Below are 20,534 nucleotides of genomic sequence, written 5' to 3'. Positions count from 1 at the left end.
CCGCGACGCAAACGACCGCGCAACTGCAGTGCCTGCTGTGAAATATTGTCAGTCGCTTGCGCGACATCCGCCCAAATTTCATTCGAATGAATTTTGACATTCTGATTGCTTTGCGATAGGATGGCGGTATTCATGCGAATGTTTTAATTTCATGCGCATGAAATGCGTGTCATGGTGAGGCGGTGAAGCGTATCCACACATTGGAGTGTTTCAACGACGACGTGTTCGATGACTCGCAATGGAAAACAGGAAGTTCGAAGGAGAATGATGAAACAACGAAGGCGAATCGGCCTCGCATTGACGGGACTTACGGTCTCGATGACCATGCTGGTCCCAATGAATGCCGCGTCGGCGGCCGATACTGGCACCGTCATCCGCAACAGCGGAGTCCAGGTCACGATGTCCTCGACGGAACACTCGCAGGAGTCAGGCTGGTTCTGGAACCTGACGGATAAGAACGCATCCAAACCCAACTGGACAGTCAGCAACGCGGTATCGGCCAAGGACGCCATCGACCTGACCAACGTCACCGACACCACCGATGAGAACATCACCGACATCTCAGTGGATGACACGAAAACCTACCAGACCATCACTGGTATCGGTACCTCCGTGGATGGCTCCACTGTGGGCAACTGGTGGAAAATGAGTGAATCCAAACGCGCCGAATTCATCAGGACGCTGCTTGACCCGGTCAACGGCATGGGACTGACCTCGTTCCGCCTGACTATCGGAGCCGCCGACTTCACCGACAAAGACTTCTACACCTACTACGATGCCCCGAATGCCACATTGAACGGCGCGGAACCCAACTGGGACGGCGACGGTGTGACCGGATTCAGCATTCAGAAGGACCGCGACGAACACATCATCGACTTCGTGCATGCGCTCCAATCCGAAGCCAAGAACCTCGGCGTCGACATCAGCTTCTTCGCCTCACCGTGGAGCCCGCCAGGGTGGATGAAGACCCCGACCAGCTCCAGCGCATCCTATGCGGACAATAATCTGCTGCTCAAGGGAGGTGATTTCAACAGCGAACATATCGACGACTACGCCAAGTACCTGGTGCGCTACATCGAGGAATACCAGAAGGAAGGCATCCCAGTCTCCGCACTCACATTGCAGAACGAGCCCTTGCTGGAAATCGATTATCCGAGTTGCCATATGACCGGCACGCAGGAAGCCAAGCTCGCCACCGCCATCAAAAGACAGCTTGCGGCCAGCACCGTGTTGAATGATGCTGAGAAACAGGTTCAGGTCTGGGCGTTCGACCACAACTTCGACGGTGCCGACGCCTACGTAAGCGAAATGAAGCAAAGCCCCGAGGACTGGGCCAACGTGGACGGTATCGCCTTCCATCCTTACGGCGGCAACCCCAGCACGATGGGCGCACTCAGCCAAGCCAACCCGGACAAGTCCATCCACCTGACCGAACGCTCTTGGTGGGGCACCACCGGAGCGAACTGGATGATCGACTGGTTCCGCAACGGCTCTCAGAGCTACAACAGCTGGGTCTCCATGCTCGACAGCGAAGGCAAGACCCACCACTGGGTCGGCACTCCCGATCCCACCACCTTCGTGCAGAACGCGAAGAACCCCGATGACGTGGTCAACACGCCTGAAGTGAACCTCATCAGCCAGTTCAGCCGGTACATTCGTCCGGGCGACGTACGTGTGGACAGCACCGCCGGCTCCCCGGACACGCTCACCAATGTGGCGTTCAAGAACCCCAAGACCGGTGAGGTCTCCATGGTGGTCGTCAATCGAACCGACAAAGAACAGAAATTCAAGGTCGTCAACAATGGTGCACAGTTCGTGTCCAGCGTGCCAGCCAAGAACGTCGCCACCTACCGGTGGCAGCCCATCGACCAGACCAAAGTGAAGGACGTGACCGCCGCCCTGACCTTGGCCGACGCCACCCTCGACGGCGCCGGCACCAAAAATGACACCGCCATCACCGGGCTCGACAAAACCAGCACCGTGGAATACTTGGTGAACGTTCGCAGAGCCGGCACGTACAAGGTGACGTACGCCCTCTCCGCCGCGAGCGGTTCGACACGCAACACGCCAGTCACGCTGTCCTCCGGAGGCAACGAACTCGGCACGGCACACTACTCGTCCGACAACGCCGTCACCTCCACCGCCCAGACCACGGTGACACTCGGCAAAGGCATCCAGATCCTACGTGTGGCCTTCCCCGAAGGCGGCGTGAACTATGCCGGCATCGCCTTCACCAAGACACAGGACACCGTAGGCATTCCCGGACGACTCGACGCGACGAACTACACCGATCGTGACGGAGTACGCATCGCCGACGGCAAGGCTGTCGCGATAGCCGACGGCGATCATCTCGATTACGCAGTGAACGTGCAGAAGACCGGCACCTATGACGTCATGGTCAGCGGCACCGGCGCGAACGTTTCAGGGAACGATGCAGAAGCCGTCCCCGATGCGGGCGATGCCGGCGCGGACTCCAAGACCGAGACAGGCGGCGATTCCACCCGGCAAGAACCCGGTGACGGAACGCCTGATGAGGATTCATCGAAGAACGGCACGAACCAGAAAGACGGCAACGCCGCCAATCCCACCGAGCCGAACACGGGCGATGAGTCTGAAGAACCGTCGCGCGACAACGGCTCCACCGTTCACGAATCCGCATACGTCGCCACAACCACGGATATGGCCACCAAGCATGTACGTACCGTAGCCGACACCAACACGGCCGACGTGAGCCTGTACTCCGTGGACGGCAATGGCACAGAGACCAAGCTCGGCGACTACGCCTACGGAACAAAGGCCGCTGTCCAGCTCGCCAAGGGAACCGCCACCCTGCGCATCAAGCTCGACCACGCCGCGCAATCGTTCTCGGCGATGGTCATCGGCAACGCCATCACGGCCGAACGGGAGCAGCTGACCGAAGGATCGCTCACCGGCAAAAGCGTTACCCTTGCACTGGCCGACGGCCAATTCGTCCAGACGTTTGATCCCGCGAAATGGACGTTCGACGACGCGCCCCACGGCATCGCATACACCGTCGATCGCGTAAACGACACCACGGCGCGCGTCACCTTCACTACGGAATCGGACGTCGACTTCGATAGCGACATGACCGCCACGCTGAACGTGGATGCCAGCCAGTACTCCGGTACGGCAGGCACCGCAATCAGTGCGCCGGTCACGTTCACCGCAGTGAACGATCCCGAATCGCTCTCCGCAGGCGAGATCGGTTACCAGGCCAAATCCGTGGACGTGACCATCACGGGAGGCACCTTCAACGACCACGTCGCCGACGACGGTGTGGTCTCGCTCACCGGCGATATCGCCGCATACGCGACGCTGACAAAAGCCGAACGCAAAGACGCCCACACCATCACCCTGACCCTCGACTGGACCGGGAAAACGCTGTACGGCGGCACCTCCGGCAGCTTGACGGTCGCGGCGAACGGATACGACGACAGCGACGGCCAAGGCGCTTTGTCCGCCGACCTGACCTTCAACGGCACCAACGACATGCCCGCCGGCATCACGGTTGGCGATCAGGAGGTGACGCTTGGCGGCGAGAACGCCAGACCATATCGCGGCGTCGAATCGCTGAGCGACAACCAGAAAAAGGGCGACTATCAGGACTACTACCTGAACGTGACCGAGGAAGGCGACTACACCATCACCTTCGGCGTATGGGACAACGGCGCCGTACCGAACGCCATCAAACTCTCCGGCGGCACCGGTTTCGCCACCGACAACCTCGCCAGCATCTCGCTGCCGAACATGTACAACGGCACCGGCGAATACAAAACGGGCCTGCACCTCAAGGCGGGCGGACAGACGCTGCGCTTCGAGCTCAACGCCGAGGGCGCGAGCCTATGGAACATCCGCATCGCCAAAGCGAACGCAGTGAAGACGAACGCCGATTCCCCGGCTACACTGGCACCCTCAAATGTCATCAACGGTTCCACTGACAAGGCATGGGCCATCCAAGGCTCCAACCCGAGCAACATCGGATGGGGCGAGGCCGACTCCTATCAGGATTACCTGGTGGACGTCGCCAAGACCGGCACGTACGTCGTCACCCTCGACGCGGCCACCGGATCCGACGGCGCCGTTGCACACATACAAACAGTCGATGGCTCCACGGCGACCGATCTAACGCAGCTCAACGTGCCGAACACCGGCTGGGACAATTACAAGACGCAGACCGCCACCGTGCAGCTGACCCAGGGCGAACACCGCATCCGCGTGCTCACCAAGGGGACCAGTCTCAACTACCGCAGCCTGAAGCTCACCCTGTCCAAGGCGATAACGCCCATCGCCGTCGGTGGTGACACCGTCTCCCTGAACGAAGACAAGGCCTCCGACTCCAACGGCAGCCTCAGCAACAACCAGAAGAACGGCAACTATGCGGAATACACGCTGAACGTCGCCGAGGAAGGCGACTATACGCTGACCTACGGCTTTTGGGTGAACGCCAAAGCCGTGCCGAACGCGATCAGGATCTCCGGCTCCGGATTGGAATCGGTATCGGTGAGCTTGCCGAACACCTGGGATGTGGCGAACACCGGAGAAAGACGTACGCGGATCCGCCTCGCCGCAGGCGAGCAGACGCTGCGCGTGGCACTGACCGCCGATGACGCCAGCATCTGGGATCTGCGACTCACCAAAGTCCATGCCACGGACGTCGGCACTGCAACCGGAACCTCCGGCCAGGTGAGACTCGCCACCGATGCGATCATTGGCGGCTCCGACGACAAGGCCTGGGGTCTGCAAGGAACCGGCAACACGCGTAACGTCGGATGGGGCGAGGAAAATTCCTACCAAGAGTTCTCCATCAACGCCAAGCAGGGTGGAACCTACCAGTTCAGCCTCAACGCCGCCACCAACGACCAGAACGCATCGGCCGTGATTGAAGAGGTCGCAGCGGACGGCAAAAGCACCGAGCTGGCCGCGCTGGACGTACCCCAATACGGTTGGGACAGCTACGCCACCACCGCATTGAAGAAGGTCCCGCTCACCGAAGGCGAACATCTGCTCCGCATCGTGGCCAGGGGAGGCGCGGTCAACTACCGGTACGCCAATCTCACGCTCCAAAGCGCAGACCAACCCATGCCGCCGACAGTGGACAAGACCCAGCTCAACAAGCTGATCGAACAGGCCCAGAACCGTAAGCCCGCCGACGGCAAGCAGTTCACCGCCGAATCGAAGGCCGCGCTGGATGAAGCACTATCCAACGCGCTCAAAGTCTCCGCCGACGGCACGGCCGCCCAGCAGACCGTGGACGACGCGGCACGGGTATTGCAGTCCGCGCTCGACGGACTGAAGGAGGAGGACAAGCCCACCAAGCCGACCGTCGACAAGTCCGCGCTCGAAGCACTGGTCGAAAAGGCCGAATCGCTGAAGCCAGATGACGGCAAGCGTTTCACCGCCGCGTCAAAGACGAACCTCGATAAGGCCATCGCCGCCGCGAAGTCCATCCTTGACTCGGATAACGCCACAAAGGAACAGATCGAGGCGGCAAAATCCGCCCTCCAACAGGCCATCGACGGGCTGAAACAGGAAGTCATTCCGTCCAGCGGCAACGGTGCGTCCTCGGATCGCAAGACGAACACAGCGCTGAGCAAGACTGGCGCGGCCATCGGTGTCGCCTTGGCCGTCGCCCTCGCACTCGTTTGCGGTGACGTGACGCTTCTGCTCGCCAAGCGCGCCCGCAGCCGCCGTCGCTGATAGGGAAACGGGCGCCCGGAGACCTGTAAGAATACAGGTCTCCGGGCGTTCCCTTCAGCCGCGGCCATGAGCCGCATCCAACCTCAATATGAATATCCAAACGTTCTATGAATAAGGAACAAGGAACGACCATGCACAACCGTATTCGACGCCGCAATGCAGTGGCGACCACATTGCTTTCGATGGCGATCTCAGCATCACTGGTGTTTGCCGCAGTGCCGATGGCCTCGGCAAACGACGACGGAAACCCGCATCGGAAACCCGCATCTTCACATACGGAACCAGCCGCCACCATGGTGACCGCCCGGAACGATCGCGTCGCACGATTACTGGCCTCGATGTCCTTGGAAGATAAAGTCGGTCAGATGATGCAGCCGGACACCCGGCACATCACGCCGCAGCAGGCCGCTGAATACCATATCGGCTCCATACTGAGCGGCGGCGGTGCCGCCCCGGAATCAGGCAACAGCGCATCCGATTGGGCGAACCGCGCCGATTCCTACCAGCACGCCGTCATCAACGAGACCGGCATCCCGCTGCTGTACGGCGTGGACGCGGTACACGGCCACAACAACGTCGCCGACGCCACACTGTTCCCGCACAACGTCAACCTCGGCCAAACCGGAAACGCCGAACTCGTGAAGCAGATCGGAGCGATCACGGCAAGCGAGGTACGAGCCACCGGCTCCAACTGGGTATTCACGCCCACGCTGGGACTGCCCAAAAACGAACGATGGGGCCGCACCTATGAGGCATACGGCGAGAACGCAGATCTCTCGGCCAAACTCGGCGCCGCCTATATCGAAGGCTCGCAGGCGGGCGAAAGCGGCAGCGGGCTGGCCGGCTCGGACTCCGCCATCGCCACCGCGAAGCATTTCATCGGCGAGGGCATCACCAAAGACGGCGTCAACCAAGGTGACGTGCCTCTCGACTACAACAGCGAAGCATTCCGGAAGATTCTCGACAGCGAACTGCTGGTACCCTACCGGGCGGCCGTCCAGGACGCGAACGTGAGATCGGTGATGGTCTCCTATAACTCCATCGGCGGTGTAAAATGCCACGGCAACGCCGACCTGCTCACCAACGTGTTGAAACGAGGACTCGGATTCACCGGCATCGTCATAACCGACTACAACGGCATCGACCAGATCGAGGGCAACCTGAACTACGCCCAGAAAGTGGCGAAGGCCGTGAACGCCGGCGTAGACATGCTCATGGTGGACGAACACGAGGGAATCCAACCCAAGTGGATCGCGGCACGCCAGGCCGTCATCGACGGCGTGAACTCCGGGGATATCGCCATGGCGCGCGTCGATGATGCGGTGACCCGTATCCTCAACGTGAAGGATGAGATGGGTCTGCTGGAGAACCCACAGCTGGCCTACTCAAATAAGGAACTGCTAGCGCAATTCGGCGGCGAGGCACATCGCGCCGTGGCCCGCGAGGCCGTCGCGCAATCATTGACGCTACTCAAGAACAGGTCGACCGATGATGGCTCCACGTTGATGAACGACTTGCCGTCCATGAAGCGCATCGTCGTGGCGGGGTCGTCCGCCAACGACATCGGCATGCAGTCCGGTGGATGGACGATCACCTGGCAGGGGTCGGCTGGCGACATCACCAGCGGCACCACCATCTATGAGGGCCTCAAGACGGCCGGCAAAGAGAACGGACAAACCGTCGATCTCAAGGAAGACGGTTCATTCACCGGAAACTATGATGCGGCCATCGTCGTCGCCGGGGAGAGCCCATACGCGGAATACGCCGGCGACCGCACCGCGAATCAACTGACATTGCAGCAGAAGGATATCAATACGATCTCCAGCATCCGCAAAACGCATCCGAACCTGCCCATCGTCCTGATACTGACCACGGGCCGAGCACTGACCATCACCGACCAGCTCAAGCAGGTGGATGCGGTGGTCATGGCCGGGTTCCCCGGTTCCGAAGGAGAGGGCGTGGCCGATGTGCTGCTGTCCGCAGATCGGGACTTCAGCGGGCACCTGACGACTACCTGGCCGAAAGACGCCAACAACATCGCCAAGAAATATATCGATTCCAACGCGGTGCTGTTCCCGTACGGAACCGGGCTGGTCAAGAGCCAAGTGAACTAGTCCGCGAAGGAAACTGGTTGGAAGTGCCCGTGCCAAGTGGGCGGGCACTTCCGTGACATCTGGAATAGGAAGCGGGATTGTTTCTTATGCTCCGTCCTTGACCAATATGGGGAAGGCATGAGAGGATTCTGCCAGAGCCAAGGCTCTCTCCAGTTCAATCTTGGATTCTTCCAGCTTCGAAGTCTGCATGACGATTTCCAGAATGGCCTGTTGCAACACGTAAGCATCATGCTGATCGGGAAGGAAATCGAAAGCCAACAGATCAGCAATCCGCTCTCAGGTTCCGTTTCGATGACCCGGCCAAAGGCGTTCCATCGGATTTACGGTATCCGGGGATGAATTCGTTTCGGATAAAATCACCGAATGTAATCTGAAGCGCGGCTTCGGCTTTAGCCCGTTCGGTCGGATGAGCCCATTGCTTGATGCCCTTCTCATGCTTGATGACGAGCTCATGCTCCTCATCAAGTCATCGATATGCCTCCGCTTTGAATTCCGGTTTGAACTGACGTTGTACTTTCTTACTAGGGTCGATCGGGTTCTTATACCGGACCTGCCACGCATACAGTTGTCCGTCAGAATCCAGTCTTGCTATGACCGATCCCCATTTGCTCCGGGTCCGTCCCGCGCGGGTGGAGTTCCTCCTCCTTGTAGCTCTGACTGGCCGATTGGACCTAGGTCTATTGCACACCTCAGGAGTGCTTTTGCCCGTGTCGGCTTGTGCACCTAAAAGTGCGCCTACATGCTTTTCCATTACAAGCTCCTTCGGTGTTCCCACGTTGCTCTACTTCACGTACGTCTCTGCAAGACCAGGAATGATTTAGAGAAAAGAAAAAGCGGGGACCTCCCCGCCAGCACCACAGGAAAAGGTGACTACCTTACTGACGACTGGGTTTACGAATAATGATGGTCAGGAAACCGAATGGCAGGATGTTGCCGGTCAGTGTGAGTACATCTGTCTGGCTGCAAGTATGGAGCTTGGCGGTGTCTGTTGTCTGAAGCTCGATATGCTCGAATCCCTGCGGGGGCACTTCCATCGTCCGCCATCGTTCGTCATCATCCGGAAACAAACCGCCGAAACATACGGCGGCTAGGCTCGTTCCCCGTCCCGACCACAGCACACCCGTGAAGGAGAGGAACGTCATGCCGTCCAGCTGGAGCCACGTCGACAAGGACACCACGACCGGGCTGCCGATCATGCTCGCGCAGAACATCATCGTCGGCGCCGCGCTCACCGTCGGCGCGATCGCCTGCTCGGGCTTCTACCTCACGATGATCGGCAACGTCGCCTCGCTCGTGCCGTGGGCGCTCGTCGTCACGTTCGTCGCCGTCGCCTACACGTACGTCGTCGGCTTCGCGATCCTGTGGTGCGTCGAATCGTTCACCCTGCGCATGCGCGACAAGTTCAAGCCCATCGCCTACGGCGTCATCGGCGCGATCGGCTACGGCATCTGGGGCCTGTTCGTGATGACCTCGGTGATGAACTCGCTCGACCAGCCGCTCAACGGCGTCGTGCTCTCCAACGGGGACGTGGCCGCCGTCGCCGTCAACTACGCGGTGTTCGGCTTCGTCGCCACCATGCTCGGCCAGACGCACGGTCCGAAGCTCGCCGCCAGACACAAGGCCGCGATCGGCCTGCTCGTCGCGCAGATCGCGCTCGCCGCCCTCGGCCTCGTGTGCGCGGTGATGATGTTCTCCGCGCTCGGCAGGTAGCCGGTCGACAGCCCAGATAGTCAGACAGGATAGGCAGACAGGAGGAATTCCCATGTTCAGCGTCCTCGACATGTTCTCCATCGGCGTGGGCCCCAGCTCGTCGCACACCGTGGGGCCGATGTCCGCCGCGCACGCGTTCGTCGTCTCGATGCGCGACGACGGGCTCATCGAACGCACGGACCGGATCAAGGTCACCCTGTACGGCTCGCTCGCGCTCACCGGACTCGGCCACGGCACCGACCGCGCCGTCATGGCCGGACTCGAAGGCAACGTGCCCGCCACCGTCGACACGCAGCACATGCTGCGGATCCGCGAGACCTGCGCGCTCGACGACACGCTCAACCTCGCCGGGGAGAAGCGTATCGGATTCCACTACGACAAGGACATGGTCTTCGAGCAGTGGAAGCGCATGGCGGCGCATCCCAACGGCATGCGGTTCCAGGCGTTCGATGCGGCCGGCAGTCTCGTCGACGAGCAGGTCTGGTATTCGATCGGCGGCGGCTTCATCCGCCAAGGGCACCCGGACGACCTGATGATCGGCATCCACGAGCGGCCGCCGGAGGGCACCGCGTTCGCCGACGAGGACGAGTCCGCGTCCACCGACTTCGGCCCGGACGCGCCCTACCCGTTCTCCTCCTGCGCCGAACTCGTCGACCTGTGCCGCGAACACCATCTGAGCATCGCCGAACTCGTGTGGGCCAACGAGACCGCCACACGCTCCGGCGTGCAGGTGCGCACCGCCATCGACAACGTGTGGCGCGTCATGCGCGAATGCGTGAACCACGGCTGCTCGTCCACCGAGCCCGTGCTGCCCGGTGGCCTCGACGTGCCCCGCCGCGCGCCGAAGATGTACGCGCGTCTCGCCTCCAACGCCGACGTGCTGCGCCGTGACCGGCAGCGCCATGACGCCGTGCTCGAAAGCTCCGACGCCGCGTGGGTGGACCTGTTCGCGCTCGCCGTCTCCGAGGAGAACGCCGGGGGAGGGCGCATCGTGACCGCCCCCACCAACGGCTCGGCCGGCATCATCCCCGCCGTGCTCCACTATTACTGGCATTTCGTCGACGACGCGAACGAGCAGGGCGTCGTGACGTTCCTGCTCACCGCCGGCGCGATCGGCTACCTGTTCAAGCGCAACGCGTCGATCTCCGGCGCGGAGGTCGGTTGCCAGGGCGAGGTGGGTTCCGCCTGCTCGATGGCCGCCGCCGGACTCGCCGCCGTGATGGGCGGCACTCCCGAACAGGTGGAGAACGCGGCCGAGATCGGCATCGAGCATAATCTGGGACTGACCTGCGACCCGGTCGGCGGCCTCGTGCAGATTCCCTGCATCGAACGCAACGCGATGGCGGCGAACACGGCCATCAACGCGGTGCGCATGGCCATGCTCGGCGACGGTTCGCACATCGTGAGCCTCGACCAGGCGATCCGCACGATGAAGGAGACCGGCGAGGACATGATGGCCAAGTACAAGGAGACCTCGAAGGGCGGCCTCGCCGTCAACGTGGTCGAATGCTGAGACGGTCGAACGTCGACCGCCGAAGTGGGCGAATGCCGATTGCCGCGCGCCGGTGGTGCTAGTATGGTCGGCATTGTGTCCGATTGAGGATGATGTTCCGTATGCGGGCGTGCGTCGTGTGGGACGCGCGCCCCGTGAGATAGGAGGCAGCCCATGGCTGATATGCCCACCGTGCAGGCCGAGTTCGGCACCACGCCCGTCATCGAGTTCCCGACCGCCGAGGCGCCGGCCGGTCTCAAGGTCGTCGAGGTCGTGGAGGGCGACGGTCCGATTGTCCGCCGCGGCGACACCGTCACCGTGAACTACCACGGCGTCGTGTGGGGCAAGAGCGAGCCGTTCGACTCCAGCTTCAACCGCCACCAGCCGGCCAGCTTCGGCATCGGCGTCGGCCAGGTCATCAAGGGTTGGGACCAGACCGTGCCGGGCCACAACGTCGGCTCCCGTCTCATCGTCTCCATCCCGCCGGAGTACGGCTACGGTTCGCGCGGCGTCCCGCAGGCCGGCATCGGCGGCGGCGACACGCTCGTGTTCGTGATCGACATCATCTCCACGCGCTGAGTACGGCGGCAGCGGATTCTTCAGGAAGCGCCGGGGATGACCGGCGCTTTCGCATATCCACGACAGACATTCACAGCATCCCCGTGCGCGTGACGCGCGCCGGGGAGGATAAGGAAGCGACATGGCAGAAGACGACAAGGACATCCTGCTTACGCAGGAGGCGTACGACAAGATGAAGGAGGAGCTCGCCTGGCGTGAGGGCGAGTACCGTGACGAGATCCTCGCCAAGGTGTCCGCCGCGCGCGCGGAGGGCGATCTGAGCGAGAACGGCGGCTACCAGGCCGCCCGCGAGGCGCAGCGCGTCAACCAGGGCCGCATCGACGAGCTCACCGTCAAGCTGCGTCACGCGAAGATCCTCACCGCCCCGCCGGCCGGCAAGGTGGGCGACGGCTCCCTCGTCACGCTCGACATCATGGGCCGCGAGAAGGTGTTCGTGCTCGGCACGCGCGACCTGTCGATCGCCACCGACCACGACATCATCAGCCCCGAATCCCCGATCGGCGCCGCCATCAACGGCGCCTCCGCCGGCGACACAGTGAGCTACAAGGCGCCGAACGGCCGCGAGATCTCCGTGACCATCAAGGAGTCCAAGCCGCTCGTGTGAGCGTGATAGCGAAGGCCCTCGGATTCCCGGATCGAATCGATTGGGAATCCGAGGGCCTTCGTGTATCCGGCTGCCGTGTCCGGTGTCGCTCGGATCCGGGTCAGACCCACAACGCCACGATCACCATGTAGATGGCGACCATGTGGCAGGCGTACCCGGCGACGGTGCCGCAATGGAAGATCTCGTGGAAGCCGAACACGCGCGGCCACGGATCCGGCTTGCGCAGCGCGTAGACGATCGCGCCGAGGATGTAGCAGGCGCCGCCCGCGCACAGCAGGATCACGACCGCGGGACCCGCGTACGGCGACCGCCAGAACAGCGCCATGAACGCGAGTCCGTAGATGCCGAAGACGATGTAGACGATCGTGTACAGCCATCGCGGCGCGGAGATCCAGATCACGTGGATGATCATCGCCACGGCCGTGCACGTCCACATCGAGATGATGATGAAGTTGCGCCAGAACGGCTGGAGCGCGAACGAGACCGGCGTGTAGGTGCCGGCGATGAGCAGGAAGATGTTCACATGGTCGATGCGGCGCAGCACGTCGGTGACGTGCGGGCTCCAATCGCCCAGATGGTAGCAGGCGGAGTTCGTGAACAGCACGAGCGAGGCCGTCATGAACACGGCGCACGCCCATTTGAGGCCCGCCCCCTGCGCGAGGCAGATGAGCACGATGCCTGCGGCCAGCGACAGCGGCGAGGCGACCGCGTGGATCCAGCCGCGCATGGCCGGCTTCGGGCGTCCATGCACGTCGAGGCGGATCTTGCGTTCGACCTCGGCCGGCGCGATGCCCTCCAGCTTCAGCGCTTTGGCCTCGCCCTTGGCGATGACGTGCTTGGCCTTCGCCTCCGCTTTGAGCCGGATCTCCTGCGCCTTGAGCTCGGCCTTGCTGCGTGCCGCGTCGGCGCGCGCCTTCAACGCCTGCTCGCGGGCGTCGACGACCGCCTGCCGTTTCTCCCTGAGTTGTTCGTCCGTCAGCTTCCCCGTGTATGCCATGCCGCCTCCGGCCCCTTCATGATTGACGTATCCGGTACTTACGTTACCGTAACCTACGATAGCGTAGGTTACGGCGAAGTCAAGCCTTGCCGGGGCGGAAGGCCGGCGTCGCGAAGGACGCGGCGTTGCGTATGATGGGGGCCATGGCAGATTTCTCCCAGATACTCGCAACGCGGCCGGACCTCGACGACAGGGACAGGGAATGGCTGCACCAGCTCGTCGCCGACTGGCAGGTGATCGCCGACCTGAGCTTCGCCGACCTCCTGCTCATCATGCAGAACGGCGACGGCCGCTACGTCGTGGCCGAACAATGCCGTCCCTCCACCGTGATGACGCTGCGCACCGACGACGTCGTCGGCGACATCATGCCCGAGGCGATGACCGGCGAGCTCGATGCCGCCATGCAGTCGGCCGTCGTGTTCCGGTCCACCGTGCTGAGGACCGTCGGCAAGTCCACCGTGTGCAACGTGTACGCGCCCGTGCGCCACAACGGCAAGACGCTCGGCCTCGTCGTGCGCGAGACCAACATGGCGACGCGCGAATCCAACGGCCGCTACGAGTCCGAAAGCATCAACGCCGGCAAGCAGCTGTACGAGATGATCCCGCGCGGCCAGTTCCCGTACTCCGATTCGGTGATGAGCCAGCGCCATATGGCCCGTGTCGCCGACGGCTTCATCGTGCTCACGATGGACGGCATCGTCCGCTACGCCTCGCCGAACGCGATCAGCTGCTTCCGTCGCCTCGGCCTGCTCACCACCATGCAGGGCCATTACCTGAGCGAGCTCGGCGCCGACCTGCTGCGCGAACAGAACGAGCAGGTCGACGAGCAGCTGCCGCTCGTGCTCAGCGGCAAGGCCGCCGTCGACTCCGAGATCACCACGGACCGTTCCGCCGTGTCGGTGCGCTCGCTGCCCCTGTACGACATGAACGGCCGCACCGGCGGCATCGTCCTGTGCCGCGACGTCACCGAGCTGCGCCGCCGCGAACAGGAGCTGCAGACCAAGGACGCGGCGATCTCCGAGATCCACCACCGCGTGAAGAACAACCTGCAGGCCGTCTCCGCCCTGCTGCGCCTCCAGGCGCGCAAGACCAAGTCGGAGGAGGTCAAGAAGGAGCTCAAGGAGGCGCAGCGCCGCGTGCAGACCATCGCCATGGTGCACGAGGGCCTGAGCCAGACCGTCGACGAGGTCGTCGACTTCGACAAGGTGATCGCCAGCCTGCTCAAGATGGCCGTCGACGTCGCCACGATGCGCGACCAGCACATCGACATCGACTTCGTCGGCAAGTTCGGCATGATGCCCGCCCAGGACGCGACCCCGCTGTCGCTCGTGCTCACCGAGCTGATCACGAATTCCGTCGAGCATGGTTTCGAGGGGCGCAAGGAAGGCCACATCACCATCTCGGTGGGACGTTCCGGCTCGAACCTGAGCGTCATCGTCGAGGACGACGGCACCGGCATCGACACGGAGGCCCAGGGCGGCATGGCGCGTTCCTCCGGCTCGGGCCTGGGCACGCAGATCATCAACACGTTCGTGACGAACGACTTCGGCGGCACCGTGCGCTGGGAGCCGCGTCGCGACGGCGGCACCCGCGTGGTGCTCGACATGAAGCTGCGCGCCGCCCAGACCGAGTGACGTTCGGGCGACGGGCGACGGTCCGGACATATGACGAGGCCCGGCTCCCCACGGGAAGCCGGGCCTCATCATATGCAAGCGGAAAGCCGTGGTTCTCGTATGACGCGGGAACCACGGGGGAGATGCGAATCTCAGATCTGCATCTGCATGGCCTGCGAGCGGCGCAGACGCATCGCCTTGCGCTTGAGCTGGCGACGCTCGTCCTCGCTCAGGCCGCCCCAGACACCATAATCCTGGTTCGTGTCGAGCGCGCACTTGAGGCATGCGTCGATCACCTTGCAGGTGCGGCACACGGCCTTGGCCTCTTCGATCTGCTGGTATGCGGCACCCGTGTTGCCTACCGGGAAGAACAACTCCGGATCCTTGTCGCGGCACGCGGCCTTGGCGCGCCAATCGTAAGCACTGCTCATCGTCGTTACACTCCTGTCCGAGCCCTCTACATCCTGTCTTCATATACATAAGCACGTTCGCACGTCATTTTCAAGACTTTTCGCCAAAGAGATGAAGGAACGCGGCGCACGCCGGCGCGGCGGACCCGTCAGCCGCCGGCCAGCGCGCATTGCACCGGCGCGGCGCGTGCATGGTCGATGAGGACCGCGCGCCCGGGCAGCACCATGTCGTCATGGTCGAACGACGTCCACAGGTCGCCGGGAATGCCGTTCATCTGGTCGGTGGCGCGGTCGCCGGTGGGGAACACCACGCGGATCGCGCAATGCTCCGGGATGCGGATGTGCCGGCTGGTATCGGCCGCGAACACCACGGTGACATGGTGGTCCGTCAGCGCCCCGCGCAGCTCGGCGCACAGCGGGTCATCGCCGAACGGGTCGAACAGGGGGCCGGCGTCATCGACGAGCCAGACGAGCCGGGGACGGGCGGACCGGGGAAGGGCGGGGTCTGTCCCGCGGGCGTCCCCACGCAGCATCCGGCTGTGATGGCCGTCCCCGTCGCGCACGGTGAGGCGCACGGCCGGCGCGTCGGCTCCGGTGTCCGCGAGGAGACGAAGCCGGACCACGTCGAGCAGATTCGTCTTGCCGCGGCCATGTTGCCCGATCACGCCGATGTTGCCGCGGTCCAACGGCAGACGGGCGACGTGGAGCGACACGCCGTCGTCGCGCAGGGCGAACGGCACGCCGTCGTCGCCGGGGGACGCGGTGATCGCATCCACGCGTCGCGGCAGCGGCGCGGTGAAGAGCGCGGGCGGCGGGATCGAACCGTGCAGACGCGCGGCGGCGTCCACCGCGTCCACGATCCGCGGGATGTCCCGCGCGGCGGCGCAACGCCACGGGACGACCGTCTCGCCGTCGCTGCAGTACGCCACGCCGGGCAGCGACGGCGGGATGCGTGCGGCTTTCGTCGAGCCGATGATTTCCGTCGACTGCACGCCGTCGCGCACGCGCAGGCACAGTCCCAGCGACATGTTCGCCTTCATGTCGGCGGACACCTGTCCGGCCGGATGCTGCGTGCAGGCGATCACGTGCATGCCGAGCGCCCTGCCGAGCGAGGCGATGCGCACCAGCCGGTCCACCATGTCCGGCAGCTGGTCCTTCAGCGCGTGGAACTCATCCGCCACGATGACGATGCGGGGCGGCGCGTCGGTCCCCATGGATCCGACGTCCTGCGCGTGCGCGTCCGAGACGAGGCGTTCGCGGCGTCTGAGCTCCGCCTCGATGGCGTGCAGGGCGCGCGTGGCGTGCTTCAGGTCCAGGTCGCAGACGCTGCCGATGCAGTGGGGGAGCCGTTCCAGCTCCTTGAACGCCGTCCCTCCCTTGAAATCCAGGAACACGAACCGCAGGTCATCCGGCGTGTTGCGGCAGGCGAGCGCCAGACACCAGCTCTGCAGCAGCACCGACTTGCCCGAGCCTGTGGTGCCCGCCACCAGCGCGTGCGGCCCCTGCCGTTCCAGATCCAACCGGAACACACCGTCGGCGCATACGCCGACCGGCACGTCCAGCGTGCGCGGTTCCAGCCATCTCCGTGCGATCGTCCGCCAGGGCAGCGCGTCGTCGGACGGAAGCAGCGCGAGCAGGCCTTCCAGCGGCACCGGTTCGAGCAGGTCCAGCTCCGTGCCGTCGTCGATCGCCTCGCGCCGTGCGCGGTCGTCGGCGCCGATGCCCGACGGGTCGCGGTCCCGGTTCCGGTTCCGCGCGTGCTGGACGAGCAGCACGGCGACGCATCCGATGATCGACGGCGCCAGCATCAGTGCGAACATCCAGCGGCGCATGACCAGCAGCACGGCGAGCATGACGATCTGGGCGGCGAGCGGCGCCGCCGTCGCCACCATGGTCAGGCGCTCCTCGCGGCGCGCGGGATCGTCGGCCGCCCTGCCGCGCGATGGGGTTCTCCGTGTCATGCCCCCAGTGTCCGGGAGCGGGCGCGTCGCGTGCAACCTCCACGGGCAATGTGGATGGAGCCCCCGGAAATCTTCACAAATCCGGGGACGAGGGGCGGGGAGAGAGGTGGCAAGGGCGATTCGTCGTGCGGGAACTGTCAGCCGTTCTCCGCCTCCGCGAGGGTGCCGACCGTTCCGGCCTTGTGCGTGCCTCCCGCGAGTTCGGAGAACAGTTCGAGGTTCTTCGAGTCGTCCAGCAGGACCGATGATCCGACGCCGTCGACCTGATAGTCGGGGTCGGTCCAATAGACGCTGCCGGTCACGCCGTCGGAGCCCGTGGCCGCCTTGAACGTCAGCGCCATGTCGATCAGCGTGGCGGGGGAGGTCTTCGAATCGAAGGTCACCGCGGCGAGGCCCGCGTCCGCGACCTTCATCGCCTTGGCGGGATTGCCCAGCACCTCCTTGGAGGAGATCTTCGAGACGATCGCCGAGATCACCTGACGTTGGCGTTGGGCGCGTCCGAAGTCGCCGTTCGCGTCCGAGTAGCGCATGCGGGAGAACGCGAGCGCCGTCGTGCCGTCCGCCACATGACATCCGGCCTGCCAGTTCAGTCCGGAGTACGGATCCTGGACCGTCTCGTCGTAGCACAGGTTCACGCCGCCGGCCGCGTCGACCACGGTCGTGAGGCCTCCGAACTTGATCTTGGCGATGTGGTCGATCTTCTGCCCGGTGATCTGCTCGACGGTGCTCACGAGCGCCTGGTTGCCGCTGAGCTGCGCGACGGCGTTGATCTTCATGTAGGTGCCGTCCACCTGGGTGAGCGAGTCGCGCGGGATGGAGATGAGCGAGCTGGGTCCGTTCTTCGGTTTGATGAGCACCAGGATCGTGTCCGTGCGGAAGCCCGGCGTGTCGTCGGCGCTGCCGCCGGCGGTGCCGTCGCGCTCGTCGGAGCCGAGGATCAGCCATGTCGTCGCCGACGTGTTCGCGGCCGAGGTGAGCCACCCGTCCTCCTTGGCGAGGCGGGAGTCCACCCAATGCCATGCGCCGAATACGGAGAGGATGAGCGCGATGACGAGCGCGGCGAGCGCGCCGAGGACGATGTGCGGGGCGCGGTGGCGTCGGCGGCGCATGGTCCGCATGGCCCGTGCGGTCCCCGCGTGCTGCAGACCGTCGCGGTCTCCCGCGTCCCGTCTCATGGACGAGGGGCGATCCGTTCGTGCGGCGCGTGCCGCGCCCTCGCCCGGTCGGCGTGTGCCGGCGACACTGCTGGAACCCGTCGACCGGCGTGCGGCGCGTGTCGGCGCGGGGGAGAAGCTGCGCGGGGACTGCTCATGATCGTGGCCGGAGGCGGCGGCCGATGACGTCGATCGCGGCGCGGCCGTCGACCGCGGGACCCGTGACGGCGCGGCCGACGACCCGAGCGAGGACACGGACGCCGATGCGCTGGAACGCGGGGTGAACGAGGCGGGGGCCGGATACTGGGACTGCCGGGGCTGCGCATGACGCGCCTCGGCGCGCGACGGGACCGGCGTGAAGCTCGGCGGCGTGCCGCCGGACGAGGCCGGTGCGAACGACGCGGCCGGCGTGAACGAGGCGGCGGCCGGAGGCGTGAACGACGCGGGCTTGGCGGCGAATCCCGGGACGCCTTCGGCCGCCGGGCGGCGGCGGGCGGCGGCGGGGATGAAGCTCGGAGGAACCCCTTGGGAACGTGAGCCCTCGTCTTCCTGCGTCATGCCGCCTCCCCGTGCCTGATCGGATGATTGTTGTCTGAACCTATGACACTGTTACACATCGTGGCGCGGATGGGGGCCGGGCGTCTGGTATTTTCTCATTTCCGGCACATGCGAAAGGCCCCGCGACGCGCATCGCGCCGCGGGGCCTTTCGCCGGAACACGCCGGTTCCGGCGTGGACTACTGCTTGACGGGGCAGGCCACGTTGTTGAGGTAGGCCTCGGAGACGCCGATCACCTGGCCGCTGGCCGCGTCCTTGATGATGCCGGTCTCCGTGTCGATGACGCCGCCGGTGGCGGTGTCGATGTACTGGCCCGAGGCGTCCTGCTCGACGCCGTCGGCGACCTTCGTGTTGGCGGACTGGGTCTGCTCGGTGCCCTGCTGCTCGGTGCCCTGCTGGTCCGTGGAGCCCTGAGCGGCCGCGCCCTGGTCGGCGGACGATCCGTTGGACTGACCGGACTGGCCGGAGTCCGTGGAGGTCTCCGTGGTCTGGGAGACGAACGGCTCGCCGTTGCGCATCTTGGCCCACAGCGCGTCCGCGTCGTCGCCCCACACCACGCGGTTGGCGTCGGTCGGGGCCTCGACGACGGGCACGGTGCGCGTGTAGAAGTTGGAGACCTTGAGGTCCTTGAGGCTCATGGCGAGACCGGCGAGCGTCGTCGTGTTCGCCAGTCCCTTGGAGATGTTGAGGGACTTCAGCGCGGCCTTCGCGAGCTGGTAGAGCTGCCCGGACTGGGTGAGCATGTTCTTCTGCAGCGCCTGGTTGAGCAGCTGCTTGACGAGGTACTGCTGGCGGGTGGTGCGCTGCACGTCGGAGCCGTCGCCGGCGCCGTGGCGCATGCGGGCGTACTGGGTCGCGGCCAGTCCGTCGAGATGCTGCCAGCCCTTGTTCAGGTACGTGCCCGTGTAGTCGTCGGAGATGTCCGAGGGGATGCACAGGTCCACGCCGTCGACCGCGTCGATCATGCTCTTGAGGCCGTTGAAGTCGACGACGATGAAGTTCTGGATGTTGAGGCCGGTCAGCGAGTTCACCGCGTTCATCGTGCAGCTGGCCGCCGAGGCGAGGTCGCCGCCCTGGCTGTAGCCGGAGGCGAAGATCGAGTTGAACATCACGTTGTACTGGGCGCCCACCGTGCCGTTCGAGGTCTCGCAGCTCGGCACGTCGACGAGCGAGTCGCGTGGGATGGACACGAGATTGATGTACTTGCGGTCCGCCGAGATCTGCATGACCATCGTCGTGTCCGCGTTGTGCGTGCCGTCCAGGTCGCCGCCGGAGCCGCCGATGGCGCTGTTGCCGCCGTCGCGCGTGTCCTGACCCAGGATGAGGATCTCCAGCGACTTGCCGGCGTTCGGATCGACGACGGAGTTCGACGCGGAGTTCCCGTTCTGCGGGATCACGCCGACCGCCTGGTCGGCGATCGTGCCGTTGATGTCCAGCAGCGTCGCGCCGGCCGCGGTGCCCGCGAACACGAGCACCGCCACGACCACGCAGATCACGGTGTCGCGCAGCTTGTGCTGGATGCGGAACGCCACGCTATGACGGGGGGAGCGGTCTCCCCATCCGTTCACGTTGGGGATATCGTTGCCGGATCTCTTCGAGCCCACGGACGCAAACCTTCCTGTCGG

General features: G+C 64.3%; 14 protein-coding genes. 9 read left to right on the top strand and 5 right to left on the bottom strand.

Features of this window, described 5'->3' with window-relative positions; translation table 11 throughout:
* Positions 1–264 precede the first annotated feature (264 nt).
* The 8 genes from AC1AYP_RS04405 (at position 265) to AC1AYP_RS04370 (ending at position 12,217) form a co-directional block, all read left to right on the top strand.
* Positions 265–5,718, top strand: coding sequence for a carbohydrate-binding protein (locus AC1AYP_RS04405; RefSeq protein ID WP_476546867.1), 5,454 nt, complete (start codon positions 265–267; stop codon positions 5,716–5,718).
* 131 nt (positions 5,719–5,849) lie between these two features.
* The gene (locus AC1AYP_RS04400) at positions 5,850–7,832 is read left to right on the top strand and encodes a glycoside hydrolase family 3 protein (protein ID WP_476546865.1); all 1,983 of its coding nucleotides are present in this window, start codon (positions 5,850–5,852) and stop codon (positions 7,830–7,832) included.
* Between the two features lie 117 nt (positions 7,833–7,949).
* A complete protein-coding gene (locus AC1AYP_RS04395; RefSeq protein WP_476546863.1) occupies positions 7,950–8,171 on the top strand; it encodes a hypothetical protein in 222 nt (73 codons plus the stop codon).
* A 527-nt stretch (positions 8,172–8,698) separates the two neighbouring features.
* Positions 8,699–8,923, top strand: coding sequence for a hypothetical protein (locus tag AC1AYP_RS04390; protein ID WP_476532785.1), 225 nt, complete (start codon positions 8,699–8,701; stop codon positions 8,921–8,923).
* A 49-nt stretch (positions 8,924–8,972) separates the two neighbouring features.
* Entirely contained in the window at positions 8,973–9,542 is a 570-nt protein-coding gene (locus AC1AYP_RS04385; RefSeq protein ID WP_476546862.1) for a cadmium transporter, read from the top strand.
* Between the two features lie 52 nt (positions 9,543–9,594).
* On the top strand, positions 9,595–11,055 hold the full coding sequence (locus AC1AYP_RS04380) for an L-serine ammonia-lyase (RefSeq protein ID WP_476546860.1): 1,461 nt from the start codon (positions 9,595–9,597) through the stop codon (positions 11,053–11,055).
* A 153-nt stretch (positions 11,056–11,208) separates the two neighbouring features.
* Positions 11,209–11,613, top strand: coding sequence for an FKBP-type peptidyl-prolyl cis-trans isomerase (locus AC1AYP_RS04375; protein ID WP_476502144.1), 405 nt, complete (start codon positions 11,209–11,211; stop codon positions 11,611–11,613).
* Positions 11,614–11,734: 121 nt separating this feature from the next.
* Entirely contained in the window at positions 11,735–12,217 is a 483-nt protein-coding gene (locus AC1AYP_RS04370) for a GreA/GreB family elongation factor (RefSeq protein ID WP_476502145.1), read from the top strand.
* A 100-nt stretch (positions 12,218–12,317) separates the two neighbouring features.
* On the opposite strand, the gene trhA is transcribed toward AC1AYP_RS04370, so the two are convergent.
* A complete protein-coding gene (gene trhA, locus AC1AYP_RS04365) occupies positions 12,318–13,214 on the bottom strand; it encodes a PAQR family membrane homeostasis protein TrhA (protein WP_476546859.1) in 897 nt (298 codons plus the stop codon).
* A 143-nt stretch (positions 13,215–13,357) separates the two neighbouring features.
* On the opposite strand from trhA, the gene AC1AYP_RS04360 reads away from it, so the two are divergent.
* Positions 13,358–14,848: a sensor histidine kinase gene (locus tag AC1AYP_RS04360; protein ID WP_476502147.1), complete on the top strand. Its 1,491-nt coding sequence runs from the start codon at positions 13,358–13,360 to the stop codon at positions 14,846–14,848.
* 131 nt (positions 14,849–14,979) lie between these two features.
* On the opposite strand, the gene AC1AYP_RS04355 is transcribed toward AC1AYP_RS04360, so the two are convergent.
* The 4 genes from AC1AYP_RS04355 to AC1AYP_RS04340 all read right to left on the bottom strand — a co-directional run bounded on the left by AC1AYP_RS04355 (position 14,980) and on the right by AC1AYP_RS04340 (position 20,513).
* A complete protein-coding gene (locus AC1AYP_RS04355; RefSeq protein ID WP_034526413.1) occupies positions 14,980–15,258 on the bottom strand; it encodes a WhiB family transcriptional regulator in 279 nt (92 codons plus the stop codon).
* 128 nt (positions 15,259–15,386) lie between these two features.
* On the bottom strand, positions 15,387–17,129 hold the full coding sequence (locus AC1AYP_RS04350; RefSeq protein ID WP_476547011.1) for an FtsK/SpoIIIE domain-containing protein: 1,743 nt from the start codon (positions 17,127–17,129) through the stop codon (positions 15,387–15,389).
* A gap of 206 nt (positions 17,130–17,335) precedes the next feature.
* The gene (locus tag AC1AYP_RS04345; RefSeq protein ID WP_476546857.1) at positions 17,336–18,910 is read right to left on the bottom strand and encodes an LCP family protein; all 1,575 of its coding nucleotides are present in this window, start codon (positions 18,908–18,910) and stop codon (positions 17,336–17,338) included.
* 178 nt (positions 18,911–19,088) lie between these two features.
* Positions 19,089–20,513, bottom strand: coding sequence for an LCP family protein (locus tag AC1AYP_RS04340; protein WP_476546856.1), 1,425 nt, complete (start codon positions 20,511–20,513; stop codon positions 19,089–19,091).
* Positions 20,514–20,534 lie beyond the last annotated feature (21 nt).

Source organism: Bifidobacterium sp. LH_424 (genome assembly GCF_056356895.1).
The sequence above is the reverse complement of the archived record's forward strand: the minus strand, read 5'-3'. Positions and strand labels throughout refer to the sequence as shown.

Bases quoted from the DNA above. Each gene is read 5' to 3' on its own strand.
- AC1AYP_RS04405 (WP_476546867.1), top strand. From the start codon at position 265: ATGATGAAACAACGAAGGCGAATCGGCCTCGCATTGACGGGACTTACG.
- AC1AYP_RS04400 (WP_476546865.1), top strand. From the start codon at position 5,850: ATGCACAACCGTATTCGACGCCGCAATGCAGTGGCGACCACATTGCTT.
- AC1AYP_RS04395 (WP_476546863.1), top strand. From the start codon at position 7,950: ATGAGAGGATTCTGCCAGAGCCAAGGCTCTCTCCAGTTCAATCTTGGA.
- AC1AYP_RS04385 (WP_476546862.1), top strand. From the start codon at position 8,973: ATGCCGTCCAGCTGGAGCCACGTCGACAAGGACACCACGACCGGGCTG.
- AC1AYP_RS04380 (WP_476546860.1), top strand. From the start codon at position 9,595: ATGTTCAGCGTCCTCGACATGTTCTCCATCGGCGTGGGCCCCAGCTCG.
- AC1AYP_RS04375 (WP_476502144.1), top strand. From the start codon at position 11,209: ATGGCTGATATGCCCACCGTGCAGGCCGAGTTCGGCACCACGCCCGTC.
- AC1AYP_RS04370 (WP_476502145.1), top strand. From the start codon at position 11,735: ATGGCAGAAGACGACAAGGACATCCTGCTTACGCAGGAGGCGTACGAC.
- trhA (WP_476546859.1), bottom strand. From the start codon at position 13,214: ATGGCATACACGGGGAAGCTGACGGACGAACAACTCAGGGAGAAACGG.
- AC1AYP_RS04360 (WP_476502147.1), top strand. From the start codon at position 13,358: ATGGCAGATTTCTCCCAGATACTCGCAACGCGGCCGGACCTCGACGAC.
- AC1AYP_RS04355 (WP_034526413.1), bottom strand. From the start codon at position 15,258: ATGAGCAGTGCTTACGATTGGCGCGCCAAGGCCGCGTGCCGCGACAAG.
- AC1AYP_RS04350 (WP_476547011.1), bottom strand. From the start codon at position 17,129: ATGGTGGCGACGGCGGCGCCGCTCGCCGCCCAGATCGTCATGCTCGCC.
- AC1AYP_RS04345 (WP_476546857.1), bottom strand. From the start codon at position 18,910: ATGACGCAGGAAGACGAGGGCTCACGTTCCCAAGGGGTTCCTCCGAGC.